Genomic DNA, 15753 nt, shown 5'->3' with positions numbered 1-15753 from the left:
GCTCTTTGCGCTGCGATCCTCACTCGACCGTGACCGACTTCGCAAGGTTGCGCGGCTGGTCCACATCCGTGCCCATGACGACGGCCGTGTGATAGGCCAGCAACTGGATCGGGAGCGAGAAGATCATCGGCGCGATGATCTCGTCGACATTGGGCAGTACGACGTTTGCGGAGGCCGCCAGCGGTGATGCTTCTGCCCCCTTCTCGTCCGTAATGAAGATGATGCGCCCGCCACGCGCTGCGACTTCCTGCATATTCGAAACGGTCTTTTCGAAGAAGCGGTCATGCGGCGCGATGACGATCACCGGCATGTTCTCGTCGATCAGCGCGATCGGTCCGTGCTTCAGCTCGCCGGCGGCATAGCCTTCCGCATGGATATAGGAAATCTCCTTGAGCTTCAGCGCCCCTTCCATGGCCAACGGATAGCTGGTGCCGCGGCCGATATAGAGGACGTCCTTGCAGCCTGCCAGTTGGCGGGCAAGATCGTCGATCTGCGGCTGAATACGACCGAGAACCTCGCTCATGATGCGCGGCATTTCGGTCAGATGACGAACCAGCCGCTGTTCCTCCCAACCGTCGATCGTGCCTCTGGCGCGGCCGGCCGCAATCGCCATGCAGGCCAGTACGGCGAGCTGGCAGGTGAACGCCTTGGTCGACGCGACGCCGATTTCCGGACCTGCCAGGATCGGAAAGACCACATCCGCCTCCCTGGCTATCGTCGATTCCGCAACGTTGACGACGGCACCGATCTTCAAGCCCTTCTCCTTGCAGTAATGCAGCGACGCGAGCGTATCGGCGGTCTCGCCCGATTGAGAGATGAAAAGCGCGCCCTGCCTGGACGATACCGGGATGTGGCGATAGCGGAATTCGGACGCAACGTCGATTTCGACCGGAAGGGAGGCATGGCGCTCGAACCAGTACCGGCTGACCGAACCCGCGAGGAAGGCGGTGCCGCACGCGGAGATCGCGAGCCCGGATATGGTTCCGAAGTCCATGCCCATCTTCTCGATCCTGATCGTATTCGACGTGAAATCGACGTAGCGGCCGAGCACGTGGGAGATGGCTTCGGGCTGCTCGTATATCTCCTTTTCCATGAAATGGCGGTGATTGCCCTTGTCGATCAGACAGGCCGAGGCCTGGATGGTCTGGCGCGGGCGCTTGACCGGTTCACCCTTGAAATCGAGGACAATCGCATCGTCGCAGGTGATGATGGCACAGTCGCCATCTGCCAGATACGTGATTTCATCGGTGAAGGGAGCGAGCGCGATTGCATCCGACCCCAGGAACATCTCGCCTTTGCCGTGACCGATCGCAAGAGGCGGACCGCAACGTGCCGCCATCATCGTGCCAGGTTCGCTTTTCAGCATGATAGCGAGCGCATAAGCTCCTTTCAGGCGGCGCAGCATGGCGAGCATCGCGGCCCTCGGCTCCAGCCCCTGGCGCAGATAGCTTGCCATCAGGTGAGCGACGACTTCGGTATCGGTCTGGGTTTCAAAAATCGCGCCGCTTTCAGTTAACTCCTGGCGAAGCCCGAAGAAGTTTTCGATGATGCCGTTATGGACGACGCAGATTCCGTCGGCGAAGTGCGGATGCGCATTGGTTTCGTTCGGCATCCCGTGGGTCGCCCATCGGGTATGGCCCATACCCGTCATCCCGTGAAGAGGGTCCGCATCGAGACGCTGCTGCAGATTGCAGAGCTTTCCCGGAGCACGCCGCCGCTCCATCAGCCCGTCATGGATGGTGGCGATCCCGGCGGAATCATAGCCCCGGTATTCCAGACGCTTCAAAGCATCGACAAGCCGTGCCGCGACCGGCTCCACTCCGACGATCCCTACGATCCCACACATGCGGCGGTCCCCTCTCGACATTGCCACGACGTCAGTATCGAGATTTTAATCCGCCATCGCCGGAAGCCTACCGCAACCTTCGATCCCGGCGCCAATGGCGCTAGTACTTTCGATGTAAGGACGACAGCCAAGCAAATCGCCGGTAGCTTCCAACTATTCTTCCGCCGTGACCACAAGCCTCAGCAGGGCCGGCAAGGACGTAGAGCCCGTTCTGCGCATGATCGAGGCGCGGTGATTTTCGACGGTCCGCTGACTGAGGCCGAGCTCCGCGGCTATGATCTTGTTCGGCTGACCCAGAAGAATTCTGTCCAGGATCTCCTGCTGTCTGCGGGTCAACGTCGCCAGCACGGCGCGAGCTGCCTCACGCCGGTCGGAACGGTGGTTGGTGCCACGCACCTGTTCGAGCGCCATCCGGACGCTGAGCTGGATTTCCTCGAAGGAAAACGGCTTTTCGATAAAATCCGCGGCTCCATGCTTCATCGCATCGACGGCCATATGGATATCGCTGTGGCCGGTGATGACGATGACCGGAAAGCGATGCTGCTTTTCCTCCAACTCCCGCAACAGATCGAGTCCGCTCATACCCGGCAGATAAGCATCGAGGATCAGACAGCTTGCTCTGTCCGGATCATAATTGGCGAGGAAGTCCTCCGCGCTGGCGTAAGTCAGGACCTCCCAGCCCGCATTTTCGAAAAGCGCACGGATGTTGCTGCGAACGCCTTGTTCGTCGTCAACGACCTCGATCAACGGGAGGGGAGCCGCTTCCGCTCTCCCGGCCCGGCCATCCTCCGCCGCACTCCCCTTTTCCGGCTGGACGAGAAGATCCTCGATCGCCTGGACGACCTCACTCAGTTTCACAGGCTTGTTGAGATGCGGAATATTGTAGTCGGCATATTTTTGGAGTGCGTGGCTCGATATGTCGCCCGTCAGTATGAGCCCGGGAATCGGTCGTGTGAGGATGCTCCGTATGTTCTCGATCGCCGCGAGGCCATCCATCGCGGACGAAATATTGTAGTCGGCGAGGACGATATCCGGGGTGAAGTCACCCTGCCTGACAAGCCTTACCGCCTCCAAAGCGTTGGTCGCAGTCGCGACGGCGTGGCCGGCCTGTTCCAACCCCATTTTCAGCAACTCGCGCACCGCATCCTCATCCTCGACAATGAGGATGCAGGCCGCCGGAGACGGTCGATCCTTCTCAGCCCGCGTTCCCGACGACGGCAACGCCACGAGGGGTTGGCCGCCGGCAGCGCGATCGATCCCTATCGTGAAAACCGACCCTTTCTGTGGATGCGAACGTATCGAGAGCTTCAATCCGAGCAGATCGCTCAGCCGCCTGACGATCGACAGGCCTAATCCCAGCCCGCGGTCCCCGCGCCGAACCGGCATATCGACCTGGTAATATTCATCGAAGATGTTTCCGATCTGATTTTTGGGAATCCCGATTCCGGTATCCCAGACCTCCAGCCGGAGCTTCCCGCCGCGCCGCCGACAGCCGAGCAGTATCTTTCCGGTCATAGTGTATCTGAGCGCGTTGGAGAGAAGATTGCGAATGATCTGCTCCAGCAGTTGAGGATCGGTGCGGACCGCAAGCCTGGACACGACCACCCGCAGCTTGAGCCCCTTTGCCTGTGCCGGATAAGAGAACTCCCGCTGCATCCGAACAAGGAGATCGGCAATTGCGAAGCTTTCGAACTTGGGCTGCACCATGCCGGCTTCGATCTGGTTGATGTCCAAAACAGTGTTGAGAATGGCCGACATGGACGCGAGCGTCTCCTCCATTCGCAGCACAAGCGTCCGCGACTGCTCGTCCTCGACCGTTTTTTCCAACAGCCCCTGGAGGAGCCTCAACGTCTGCAAAGGTTGACGGAGATCATGACTGGCAGCAGCCAGGAAGTGGGATTTCGCTGCGCTGGCAAGTTCGGCGGACTTCTTCGCAACCTCCCTATCCTCGGAAATCTGCTTTTGAATACTCACATCGACAAAGGTGATCACGACCCCTTCGATCCGGTCGTCCTGGGTGCGAAAAGGCTTTATCCGGCGAATGTACCACCTGCCGTCACGCGCATTGACCTCCCTTTCGACGGTACCCTCGCTCTTGAGAGCGTCGAGCGCATCAGCCTCCAACGTTCCATCATTCGCCAATGCGGTGAGATCGGTAAGCGGCCGGCCGATGTCGGAAGAAATTATTTTGAAAAGCGACTGCGCCGCAGGTGTGAAAAGGCGGATATTCAGCGCGTTGTCGAGATAGAGCGTGGCCACATCCATGCTATGGAGAACATTCTCCACGTCTTTCGAAATGGTCCGCTGGCGCTCCAGGGCCTCCTGCAGCTGGTTGTTGGTAGACATCAGCTCCTGGTTCAAAGACTGCAATTCCTCCTTCGAAGTCACGAGCTCTTCGTTGGCCGACTGGTACTCTTCGTTCAGGGAAAATGCTTCGGCATTGATGATCTTTTGCTCCTCGCTTGCGATATCGAGGTTGCGGATGGCGGCCTGCAGTTCGGCCCGCGTTTCTTCCAGCTCGATCTCGAGTTCGGCAAACCGGATCGCATCGGCAGGTGGAGCGTCTTCCGGCGGTTCCATCTTGCGGTCCGGCGCGATGTCCTCGACGAAGCAGATCAGGAAATGGTCTTCGCCCTGATCGGATACCGGCTCCACGTGAATGCTGAAATGTATCTCCGCGCCGTTGTTTTCGATCCTCGCGCCTCTTGCGACAAAGAGCTGCCGGTCCTGTTTTGCGCGGTGGATCGCGGATCTGATCTTGTTGTGAAGCGACCTCGGAGTGATCGCGAAGAGATCGTGCGAGGCCGGCCCAGGCGCAATGTGAAGGAATTTGGCGATCGGGCCGATCGAATAGAGGTATTCGTATCGGCCGTTGACAAGCAGTGCCGCCGGCGCATAGCGGTCCAGCAAGGCGCGGTGGAAAGTCTCGACCGGGGAATTGTTCAGGGACACCGAGGCCGTCCGGCCGGTGACTGCCCGCAACCGGGCATTGCCGCCGGAGGCGGTATTGAGGCGGAATTTTTCCGATTTGGAATGCTCTATCCGTCGATAGACCCGCTCGGATTTCGAAATGACCTCAAAACTCTCAGCCATTCTGCCGACCGTTTCGGATGTCCCAAGCACCAGGATGCCATTTTCCCGTAACGCGAAGCCGAACAAGGCCAGCACCTTTGCCTGCGCATCCGCCTCGAGATAGATCAGCAGGTTCCGGCAAGAAACGAGATCGATATGGGAGAAGGGCGGATCGCTGAGAACATTCTGAACGGCAAAGACAACGGCGGCACGCAACTCCGCAGTGACGGCATACCCGGTTTCGTCTTTCGTGAAATAGGACTGCAGCAGCTCCGGCGGTACGGATTCAACGGCGTTGAATGGATAATGCCCTTCCCTCGCAAAAGCCACGGCATCGGCATGGGCGTCCGAGGCGAAGACCTGGAGCTTTATCGGCACGCCCATGGCCTTGATGCGCTCAAGGAAGAGGATAGCGAGGGAATAGGCCTCTTCGCCGGTGCTGCAGCCAGCAACCCAGATGCGGACCCTGTCGTCCGGACCCTTGCCGAGAAGCAGGTCAGGAATGACTTTCTCCCGCAGGAAGTGGAACACCTGCCAGTCGCGAAAGAATCCGGTCAAATTTATGAGCAGATCCCTGGCGAGATGCCGACGCTCCTCTTCACTCTCTCTGAGCTTCGAGACGTATTTGTCTGCCTCCTCAAACGGTATGCCGAGAGCCGCAAGCCGCTTTTCGACACGCCGCTGAAGAATTCCGCGCTTGTAGGAGGAGAAATCGCTGGCGCTGGTTACCCGCAGCAGGTCGATGATTTCCGTCAGGGGGATCCCCAGGAGCTCCGTTCTAGGGCCAACTGAACGCTCGTCTGATTTTCCGCCGGACCGAGCCGATTTTTTTCTTCCAGCGAGCCGGCGTCTTACCATGCTTAATTCTCGCTTAATGGAGAGATGAGAACTGCCGCGGATGCCAATTCAATGAGGCTTTCGGCATATCAGTAAGTTTTTACTTACCTTTCTCCTCCGGCGAACGCCCCACGGCATCGCGCAAACTGCCAAGATAGATATTTATGCCCACCCTCCGATATAGTATATCAACATCTCGTGAAATATATAGCCATAAGCCGTAAGGCATCATCTGAGTAGTCATACGGTAGTGGGTTTTGATAAGTTTATAGTTGTTTTTACCTATTTTGGTGCAGTTCCGGTGTCAAATCTGTTGCCGTATCAATAGATGCATACGGAACATTAGGTATTTTCCGATGCTTCCCTACTTGCGGTACGCCATAGTAGCCTTTTCTCATACGGCTCTTGTCCATTGCGAGGGTGGTGAACAAGAATCGTGCTGCAATCAGTTCAATGATGAGCATCGAGAAGCTGCGTTCCCATAGACACTGTTTTCAACAGCATGCCAAAGATAGAAATTTCGCTTGAAATTCGAAATACTAGAGGCAGGCAAGTCACCCCACATATATGTGAGAGGTAGACAGACCTTGAGACGGCATGTCACCGGCGCGTCAAGGTCGAGGGGGAAGAATGTCAACAGCAGTCCCAACTTACGGCTATGTGCCGAATGGATCCAGGTATCGTGCTGTCGTCAACTCGATGAGGGGTTCCGAGGCGGTAAGTCACGATATTCCCAAACTAGCAATTATCGATGACAGAGCTCTTGACCGTGAGTGCTTGGCGCAAAGCCTGATCGCCCACGGACTTGGCATGGACGTCGAGTTGTTCGAGTCTCTCGATACGTGGAGAAAAACGTCAGATTCCAAGCATTCCGGCATTCTGATCAATATCGGCCGGAGTGACTTCTTCAACGAGACCTTCATAAACGATCTGAAGGATCTCATTTCCGAATTTCCGGGTCTTCCCGTCGTCATCCTGGCCGAAAATCGAGACCTTCGACAGATTCTACGCGCTTTCGAAGCCGGTGTTCGCGGATATATCTCCTCGGCGATCGGCTTGACCGTCTGCGTAGGCGCCATTTCGTTGGCCCTGGCAGGAGGTACGTTCATCTCGGCCGAAAACCTGAACGATCTGCGTCAGCTGCTGCTCGTGGCGGAAGACAAGGAGCGTCGTCGGACGGCTATGTTCACGCAGCGCGAGGCCGATGTGATCGACGCGCTGACGCGAGGAAAGCCCAATAAAATCATTGCTTACGAACTCAATCTTCGCGAAAGCACGGTCAAGGTCCATATCCGGAACATCATGAAGAAACTGCATGCCAGAAATCGGACCGAAGTTATCTTCAAGGTATCCGATATATTCAAATAGATTTCCGGGAATACCTCCTTTCGGCAAAGTTTATCCGGCCACCGAAGTGGACGCTCAAGCAGGCACCGCTTGAGCGTCCTCCGAGACCATGCCAGCACGCTCCGTTCGGCTTAAGCCTTTCGATCAAGCCCGGCCGTCCAATGGCGGAATGAATCCGGTTGGCCCGGATGCGATAGAATTCAGCATTTGAAAATCGGCAATCGGGGCCTTTACGATGGGAAAGCTCATCCAGAACTTTGAAAACTCTGACCGCCTCCGCAAGCGGGCACGCCAGATCATCCCCGGCGGCGCCCACACCTATGCGAAGGGAGACGACCAATATCCCATTCTTTCGCCCGGCTTCATCGTCAACGGATACGGCAGCCACGTCTGGGATGTCGATGGCAATGAATATATCGAGTACGGGATGGGCAATCGGGCCGTCGGCCTCGGGCATGCCTATTTCCATGTCGTCAAGGCAGCGAGAGCCGAACTGGAACGCGGCTGCAATTTCACGCGCCCCTCGCGGATAGAGATCGATTGCGCGACCACGTTTCTCGAGACGATCACAACGGCCGAAATGGTCAAATTCTGCAAGAACGGCTCGGATGCGACCTCTGCGGCGATACGGCTTGCAAGAGCGGTGACGGGGCGCGATCTTATCGCCCGCTGCAGCGATCATCCATTCTTCTCCACCGACGACTGGTTCATCGGGACGACGGAAATGAATGCGGGAATCCCGAAGGTGATTCAGAAACTCACGGTCGGCTTCCAATACAACGACATCGAAAGCGCGCAGAGTCTTTTCAGTCGATATCCGGGCCGGATCGCCGCGTTCATTCTCGAACCGTCGCGCGGGGAAAAACCGAAGGACCATTATCTCCACAAGCTGCGAAAGCTATGCCACGAAAACGGAGCCCTGTTCATTCTCGACGAGATGATCACCGGTTTTCGATGGGATGTCGGAGGCGCGCAGAAAGCCTATGACATCACGCCGGACCTGTCGTGTTTCGGCAAAGCGTTGGGCAACGGCTTCTCGATTTCGGCACTTGCGGGGAAGCGGGAATTCATGGAGCGCGGCGGATTGAACCAGACCTCGAAGCCGCGCGTGTTCCTGCTCTCGACAACCCATGGCGCAGAAACCCATGCGATGGCGGCCGCCATCGCCACCATGCATGTCTATCGGCACGAACCGGTTATCGAATATCTCATCCGCCAGGGGAATACGCTGCGGTCGGCAGTCGGCCAGATCGTCGCCGGCCACGGGCTGGAGCATCACTTCGGCGTCCACGGACATCCGGCCTGCCTCAGCTATTCGACGCTCGATGAAGAGGGAAAGCCTTCCCAGGCTTTCCGCTCTCTCTTTTTGCAGGAAACCATCCGCCGGGGCATTCTCGCCCCGTCGCTGGTCGTCAGCTACACGCATTCGGACGACGACATAGAAAGAACTCTCGACGCCATCGATGAGGCGCTCGGCGTCTACAGGAAAGCCCTGGAACACGGCGTCGAAAAATATCTGGTCGGCAGGCCTTCGGACGTCGTCTTCCGGCGCTTCAATCTGCACCCGCAGACCACGCAATATCGGCAGCCCGACGCCAGCCCCGCCGGTTGACCGGAGGTCGTCCGAAAGCCGTAGCCGCGGGCAGAGACTCATCAAATCGCATGCCTGCGGCGACCGGTTTCCTCAGTCCAAGGCCGTCCGGCGAAACGATACGCTCTCCGCGTCACAAGAGGCTCGGAGAAAAGGCGATGAGAGTTCTGGTTACCGGACATAGGGGATATATCGGCTCGGTCATGGTGCCCATCCTGCTCAAGGCAGGCCATGAGGTCCACGGCTACGACAGCGAATTCTATCATCGGTGCACCTATCTTCCCGGCGGCCAGCTGCCCAGAGTTCCGGGCGTGTGCAAGGACGTCCGCGACATAACCCCGGCTGATCTCGAAGGGTTCGATGCGGTCATTCATCTGGCCGCACTTTCCAACGATCCGCTGAGCAATCTCAATCCGGAGATTACCTACGAGATCAACTACCGCGGCAGCGTCCGGGTGGCCGTCGCGGCCAAGAAGGCCGGCGTGAAGCGTTTCCTGTTTGCCTCGTCCTGCAGCAATTACGGCGCGGCCGGAGACGGTTTCGTCAACGAGACGGCGGAACTGAAGCCGGTCTCGGCCTACGGCACCTCCAAGGTTCTCGCCGAGCGCGACATTGCGGGCCTGGCGGACGCCGGCTTCTGCCCCGTGTACATGCGGCCGGCGACGGCCTACGGGCTTTCTCCCATGCTGCGCTTCGATATCGTCCTCAACAATCTCACGGCGTGGGCCGTCACCGAAGGTCTCATCCTCTTGAAATCCGACGGCACGCCATGGCGCCCGATCGTCCATATCGAGGATATATCGCGTGCGTTTTTGGCGGCCCTGGAGGCGCCGGCCGATGATGTCCGCAATCAGGCGTTCAATGTCGGGCAGGATGCACATAATTATCAGATCAGGGAGATCGCCGAGATCGTCGCCATGACCGTACCCGGATGCCGCCTGCAATATGCAAGCGACGCAAGCCCGGATACCCGCTCCTATCGCGTCGATTTCAGCAAGATTGCAAGAACGCTTCCGGCTTTCAAACCCACCTGGACTGCCGCCGCCGGCGCAGCACAACTCTACCAGGCCTATAAAAGCGCCGGCCTCACCCTCGCCGAATTCGAAGGCCCCCGGTATCAGCGGATCGGTCAGATCCAGAAGCTGATCAAAGACCACGATATCGACGAGAACCTGCGCCGCCCGCTGGGAACGCCGGTATCCGCCAGCGCGCGCGCCGCCATAGCGGGAATGTGAGGCCCATATGGATGGCGTCGGGAAAGAGCTCGATCCGTCTGCCGCCCATCAACACGACGGAGACCTGGGACAGGCGATCTACGTGCTCGCCTGCCGCCTTTTCCCGTTGTGTCGCAGCATCACGGGCCAAGGCGTCAGAGACACGATCGGCATCCTGCGGGATTACATCGAGATCGAGCTCAAGGAAGTTCCAAGCGGGACGCGCGTGTTCGACTGGACGATCCCCGACGAATGGGTCGTCAGGGACGCCTATGTGAAGGATGCTTCCGGGCGGAAGATCATCGATTTCAAGGCATCCAATCTCCACCTCATGAGCTACAGCATGCCCGTGCGGCGCGTCATGCCGCTGACGGAGCTGAAGGAGCACATATATACGCTGCCGGCGCAGCCGGACCTCATCCCCTACAAGACCGCCTACTATACCGATGCGTGGGGCTTCTGCATGGCTCACCGGGAATTCCTGAAGCTCACGGACGGAAATTACGAGGTCGTCATCGACACGGAAAAGAGGCCGGGCCATCTCGTCTACGGCGAATATCTTCATGACGGAGCAAGCAAAAGAGAGGTCCTCCTCTATGCGCATATCTGCCATCCTTCGCTCGCCAACGACAATTGCTCCGGCCTGGCGCTGCTCACATGCCTTGCCGCATACATGAAGGCAATGAGGACGTATTACAGCTATCGTTTTGTCTTCGCGCCCGGGACCATCGGTTCGCTTGCGTGGCTGAACAGCAACGAGCATCGCCTTGCGGATATAGCACACGGCCTCGTCCTATCCTGTATCGGAGACGGCGGAGGCCCGAATTACAAGCGAAGCCGGCGGGGCGACGCCCTGATCGATCGCATCGCTGCCTGTACGCGCTGCGGAGACGAGCTTACCCCGCTCAATGTCACGGACTTCAGCCCTTACGGTTACGACGAGAGACAATTCTGCTCGCCGGGCTTCAACCTGCCGGTCGGCCTTCTGCAGAGGAGCGCTTTCGGCACATTTCCGGAATATCATACGTCGGCCGACAACCTCGATTTCATTCGGCCGGAGCATCTCGGCGCCTCCTTCCGAATGGTCAGGGACATGATCGATGCCCTGGAGGGAAATTGGACGCCGCTCAACCTCTCGCCCAGGGGCGAACCGCAATTGAGCAAGTACGGACTTTTCTCCGTCATCGGAGGACACAAGACCAACAGCGAGCGAACCATGGCTTATCTTTGGGTGCTCAATCTGGCGGACGGGCGCCATTCGCTGCTGGACATAGCGGAAAGAGCGGGAATGCCGTTTTCGGAAATCGCCATCGCGGCCGCCGCGCTGCAGGAGGCCGGGCTGGTTTCGAACCTTGGGTTCACTGAACGGTAGAAGCGTTCTCGAGTATCAGTCTCGGCCAGTTCAGATCCCGCTCCGAAATCACGGACGGCCTTGCCGGCCAGGTGATGCCGATCGCAGGCTCGTCGTAACGGATGCCGGCCGCGCTGCCCTCCGCGTATGGGACGGAAATCATGTAGGAAACGGCGACGTCATCGCTGAGCGACTGAAAGCCGTGGGCGAATCCTTCGGGAATATAGAACTGCAAGCCGTTGTCTGCCGAAAGCATCGTGGCGACCCAGCGCAGGTAGGTCGGCGAGTCGCGGCGCAAATCCACGGCCACGTCCCAGATCGTCCCTCTTATGCAGGAGACGAGCTTGACCTCCTGATGCGGCGGCTTCTGGAAATGAAGGCCGCGCAGCGTGTGCTTGAGCGTAGACTGGGAAACGCTGTGCTGGACGAAATCCGTCACCAGACCATGGTCGGAGAATTCCCGCTTGCAGAATGTTCGCGCAAAGGAGCCGCGGCGGTCGAGCGCTCGTTCAGGCTCGATGACCCAGAGACCGTCGATCTTCGTCTCGATAAACCGCATCGCCATCTCCTCTGCTGGACGCCATCGTCATCACCAGATCAGCGACTTTCGTCCATCCGGAGCCATTCGGAAAAGGCCTCTATAAGTTGTATTTGGTAGTTTACGGCCATGACCGCTCCAAGGTCGGAATCCGCACAGAACTGTAGGCTTGCTAATAAAACTCATCCTAATACGGCTTTTGGATGATGTCCCCTACCAGAATACAGTCTCGCTTCACCTCTCTTTCCATAATAAATTGCGAACTAACGATAAAAACGGCCGATCGGCTGAAAAGCAACTCAGGGGTGTCAGATGAATGGTGGGACTGAGGTTTCCTTCAGTGTGGATAACGCGCGAAATATAGGACTGTGCCGACTGTGTGGCACGCCGCTCGAACATACATTCGTCGATCTCGGAATGTCGCCACCGTGCGAGAGTTTTGTACCTGCCGCTGCCGTCAACAATATGGAGCCCTACTATCCGCTGCACGCTTTCGTTTGCAGCGAATGCTTCCTCGTGCAACTTGGGGAATATGTCGCACCCGAGGACATTTTCGAGGAATATGCGTATTTCTCCTCCTATTCGGATAGCTGGGTTGCGCATGCGAGGCGATATTGCGAGCTCGCAATCGAGCGGCTGTCGCTGGATCGCGACAGCTTCGTCGTCGAGATCGCCAGCAACGACGGTTATCTCCTCCAGCATTTCCTGGAGAAGGACATTCCCATCCTTGGCATCGAGCCCGCCATCAACGTCGCGAAAGTGGCGGTGGAAAAGGGCATTCCGACCCTCACGGACTTCTTCGGCAAGGCGCTCGCGAAACAGATGGTCGCGGAAGGAAGGCAAGCCGATCTCATCATCGGGAACAACGTTCTCGCCCAGGTGCCCGATCTCAACGACTTCGTCGCCGGAATGAAAGTTCTGCTCAAGCCGTCAGGCGCGATAACGCTCGAATTTCCGCACATCGCCAGGCTGATCGAGGAAAACCAGTTCGATACGATCTATCACGAGCATTTTTCCTATTTCTCGCTTCTGACCATCGAAAAGATGGCGGAGCGCCACGGGCTGAAAGTGTTCGACGTCGAGGAACTGCCGACCCATGGCGGATCGCTGCGGGTTTACCTCACCCATGCCTCCAACGCGATGCGGCGCGAGCCCCGTGTGGATGCGCTGCTGGAACGCGAGCGCGAATGCCAGCTCGACCGCATCGAGACTTACACCGCATTCGCCGCGGCGGTGCGCCGGACAAAACGAAACCTTCTGTCCTTCCTCATCCGCCTCAAGGAGATGCGCAAATCCATCTGTGCGTATGGTGCGCCAGGCAAGGGCAATACCCTGCTCAACTATTGCGGCATCGGCACGGATTTCATCGATTTTGCGGTCGACCGCAATCCGTACAAGCACGGCCGTTTCACGCCGGGAATGCATATCCCGATCAAGCCCGTCAGCGAGATCGAACGCGCCAAACCGGACTACATCCTTATTCTGCCTTGGAACCTCAAGAACGAAATCGTCAGCCAGATGAAGGGTATCGGCGAGTGGGGCGGCAAGTTCGTTGTTCCTATACCCGACGTCTCCATCATCGATCCGAAGGAGCTCGGACAATGAAGGTCGTTTTGTTTTGCGGCGGCAGAGGTACGCGCATCAGGGAATATTCGGAAAGCGTTCCCAAGCCTCTCATCCCGCTCGGATCTCAACCGATCATGCGTCACGTGATGGAGTATTATTCGAGCTTCGGCCACGACGATTTCATCCTCTGCCTCGGCTACAAGGCGGCCGCCATCAAGGACTTCTTCCTCAACAGCAGGCCGGAAAGCTATGCCGACTGCACCATATCGAGCTCGGGCCGCGTCGAAATGCTCGGAGGGCCGCCGAAGGATTGGCGTGTGTCGCTGATCGATACCGGCATCTGGCGCAATATCGGCGAACGACTGTGGGCCGTGCGCAACCATGTCATCAATGAGAAGATATTCCTGGCGAATTACAGCGATGGCCTGACGGACGTCGATCTCGACGACATGATCGAGCAGTTCGAGAAAAGCGACAAGCTCGCGTGCTTCCTCGCCGTGCGGCCTCCTTTGACCTACCACCTTGCCGACATCGAGGAGAATGGGCGGGTCAGGGAGTTCAGATCGTCCGAGACGTCCGACATGTGGATCAACGGCGGCTATTTCCTGATGCGGAGCGAGATCTTCGACTACATGCGCGATGGCGAGGAGCTCGTGCTCGAACCCTTCGCCCGCCTGATCGCCGAAGACAAGCTCATGGCCTACAAGCACGAGGGCTTCTGGCGATCCATGGATACGCTGCGCGACTGGCAGACCCTGGAGGCCATGGTGGAGCGCGGCGACATGCCGTGGATAAAGCGTCATGCCGCACAAAGAGCAACCGCTCGCGCCACGGTGCAGCTCCCATGAGGAAGATATCTCTGGCGGCACCCGGCGACCGGCTTTCCGTGCTTTGCCTCGGGGCCCATTCCGACGACATCGAAATCGGCGCCGGGGGGACGATCCTCAGCCTGCTTGCGGAGGGCGTGCAGCTCGACGTGCACTGGTGCGTGCTGAGCGCCGGCAACGAACGTGCCGCCGAAGCGCGGAGATCCGCCGAAGCATTCCTGCAACGAGCGGCTTCCTATTCCATCGAACTCGGCGCATTCCAGGACAGCTTCTTCCCGAGCCAAAGCCGCGAAATCAAATCCTGGCTGCTGGCGCTTCGCGAGAGGGTCCATCCAGACGTCATCTTTACGCACAGCGGTGAGGACGCCCATCAAGATCACCGCGAAATCAATAAGTTAACGACAAACGTTTTTCGCGATCATCTGGTGATGGAGTATGAAATTCCGAAGTGGGACGGGGATTTCTGCAGACGCAACACCTATGTGCCGCTGAGCGAAGACGCCTTGAACATGAAGGTGGCGCTTCTGCTCGAGCATTTCGGCACGCAGAGATCCAAAGACTGGTTCGATGCGGAAACCTTCAGAGGCCTGGCGCGTCTGCGAGGCATGGAATGCCGCGCGCCGGCCCGTTTTGCGGAGGCGTTTACCGTCAGAAAATTCGTCCTGGCCTGATGTTCAACGAGCCGATGCCGTTGGCATTCTGCCTGCTGAAAGAAGGAAATTCGCATTCATCCGGGTATCTCATGTCACAGTAGGGGGAGTACGTGTAATGATTGATGGCAATGGGGTCTACAGTGCTATTCGGCTCGACAAATACGATGAGCTGGGAGCGGCATCACTGCAATGCGACATAGGGGACTATGAACTCGATCGTCGAAATCGGACCGACCGGGGATACATCGCCCTCATAGACCGGCGAACGCTGGAGCGGGAATGCCTGGCACACGGGCTTGACTATCATCACATCGACCGAAAGGTCTTCACCTTCTCCAGCCTTGGAGAATGGCAACAGGCCAAAGCCGATCTCGGAATACCCTCGGCGGTGCTTTTCAATGCCGGCAACTGCGCGGCCAGCGATCAGCAATTGGTCGCCGAAATCGCGGAACTCGTTGCGGCAGTGGCTCCGGCCGCGGTGGTGGTGCTGTCCGACAACCAGGAGATCAACACGGTTCTCGACATTATCGGGCTTGGCGTCCGAGGCTACGTGCCGAGCTCCGTCAGCATAGACGTGTGCATCCAGGCGATCAGCCTTGCGATCGCCGGCGGCAGGTTCATACCGGCAAGCAGCGTCCTCAACATACGGGAGCTTCTCGGCGTTTCATCGTCGCGCAGAACCATACCGTCCATGAAGTTCACCACCCGGCAATCCGCCATTGCGGAGGCGTTGCGTTGCGGCAAGGCGAACAAGGTCATCGCGTCGGAGCTCAACCTCTGCGAAAGCACAATCAAAGTGCATATCCGCAATATCATGAAGAAGCTCGGCGCGACCAATCGAACTGAAGTGGCCTGCAAGATCGGCGATATGGTTTGCGAACGTTAGTCGCGCTTTTGAGGCATATCAACGT

Annotated in this window: 11 protein-coding genes and 1 pseudogene; 8 read left to right on the top strand and 4 right to left on the bottom strand. The window is 58.0% G+C overall.

Annotation, left to right across the window (positions count from 1 at the left end):
- Positions 1-19 precede the first annotated feature (19 nt).
- The 3 genes and pseudogenes from glmS to ACMGE0_RS33715 form a co-directional block, all read right to left on the bottom strand.
- Positions 20-1846: a glutamine--fructose-6-phosphate transaminase (isomerizing) gene (gene glmS / locus ACMGE0_RS08940; RefSeq protein ID WP_436815485.1), complete on the bottom strand. Its 1827-nt coding sequence runs from the start codon at positions 1844-1846 to the stop codon at positions 20-22.
- Positions 1847-1999: 153 nt separating this feature from the next.
- On the bottom strand, positions 2000-5476 hold the full coding sequence (locus ACMGE0_RS08935; protein WP_436815484.1) for a CheR family methyltransferase: 3477 nt from the start codon (positions 5474-5476) through the stop codon (positions 2000-2002).
- Between the two features lie 18 nt (positions 5477-5494).
- Positions 5495-5776 (bottom strand): annotated as a pseudogene (locus ACMGE0_RS33715) (hypothetical protein); the annotation flags it as partial.
- Between the two features lie 609 nt (positions 5777-6385).
- Between ACMGE0_RS33715 and ACMGE0_RS08930 the strand changes: the two are divergent.
- From ACMGE0_RS08930 to ACMGE0_RS08915, 4 genes are all read left to right on the top strand, one after another.
- Positions 6386-7123, top strand: a complete 738-nt coding sequence (locus ACMGE0_RS08930; protein ID WP_436815483.1) for a LuxR C-terminal-related transcriptional regulator — start codon at positions 6386-6388, stop codon at positions 7121-7123.
- Positions 7124-7337: 214 nt separating this feature from the next.
- A complete protein-coding gene (locus ACMGE0_RS08925) occupies positions 7338-8714 on the top strand; it encodes a glutamate-1-semialdehyde 2,1-aminomutase (RefSeq protein ID WP_436815482.1) in 1377 nt (458 codons plus the stop codon).
- A gap of 137 nt (positions 8715-8851) precedes the next feature.
- Positions 8852-9928, top strand: coding sequence for an NAD-dependent epimerase/dehydratase family protein (locus ACMGE0_RS08920; protein ID WP_436815481.1), 1077 nt, complete (start codon positions 8852-8854; stop codon positions 9926-9928).
- A gap of 7 nt (positions 9929-9935) precedes the next feature.
- Positions 9936-11279 (top strand): DUF4910 domain-containing protein, encoded by a 1344-nt coding sequence (locus ACMGE0_RS08915; protein WP_436815480.1) that lies wholly within the window; start codon positions 9936-9938, stop codon positions 11277-11279.
- Here ACMGE0_RS08915 and rfbC read toward each other — a convergent pair.
- A complete protein-coding gene (gene rfbC / locus ACMGE0_RS08910) occupies positions 11266-11817 on the bottom strand; it encodes a dTDP-4-dehydrorhamnose 3,5-epimerase (protein ID WP_436815479.1) in 552 nt (183 codons plus the stop codon). The two genes, ACMGE0_RS08915 and rfbC, sit on opposite strands and share 14 nt — an antisense overlap.
- A gap of 291 nt (positions 11818-12108) precedes the next feature.
- Between rfbC and ACMGE0_RS08905 the strand changes: the two genes are divergently transcribed.
- The 4 genes from ACMGE0_RS08905 (at position 12109) to ACMGE0_RS08890 (ending at position 15728) form a co-directional block, all read left to right on the top strand.
- The gene (locus ACMGE0_RS08905) at positions 12109-13401 is read left to right on the top strand and encodes a methyltransferase domain-containing protein (protein WP_436815478.1); all 1293 of its coding nucleotides are present in this window, start codon (positions 12109-12111) and stop codon (positions 13399-13401) included.
- Entirely contained in the window at positions 13398-14210 is an 813-nt protein-coding gene (locus ACMGE0_RS08900; RefSeq protein WP_436815477.1) for a glucose-1-phosphate cytidylyltransferase, read from the top strand. The genes ACMGE0_RS08905 and ACMGE0_RS08900 overlap by 4 nt, the downstream gene beginning before the upstream one ends.
- On the top strand, positions 14207-14860 hold the full coding sequence (locus ACMGE0_RS08895) for a PIG-L deacetylase family protein (protein ID WP_436815476.1): 654 nt from the start codon (positions 14207-14209) through the stop codon (positions 14858-14860). The genes ACMGE0_RS08900 and ACMGE0_RS08895 overlap by 4 nt, the downstream gene beginning before the upstream one ends.
- Positions 14861-14957: 97 nt before the next feature.
- Positions 14958-15728 (top strand): helix-turn-helix transcriptional regulator, encoded by a 771-nt coding sequence (locus ACMGE0_RS08890; RefSeq protein ID WP_436815475.1) that lies wholly within the window; start codon positions 14958-14960, stop codon positions 15726-15728.
- The last annotated feature ends 25 nt before the right edge of the window (positions 15729-15753 follow it).

The organism is Neorhizobium descurainiae, from assembly GCF_051400715.1.
Classification (GTDB): Bacteria; Pseudomonadota; Alphaproteobacteria; order Rhizobiales; family Rhizobiaceae; genus Neorhizobium.
The sequence above is the reverse complement of the archived record's forward strand: the minus strand, read 5'-3'. Positions and strand labels throughout refer to the sequence as shown.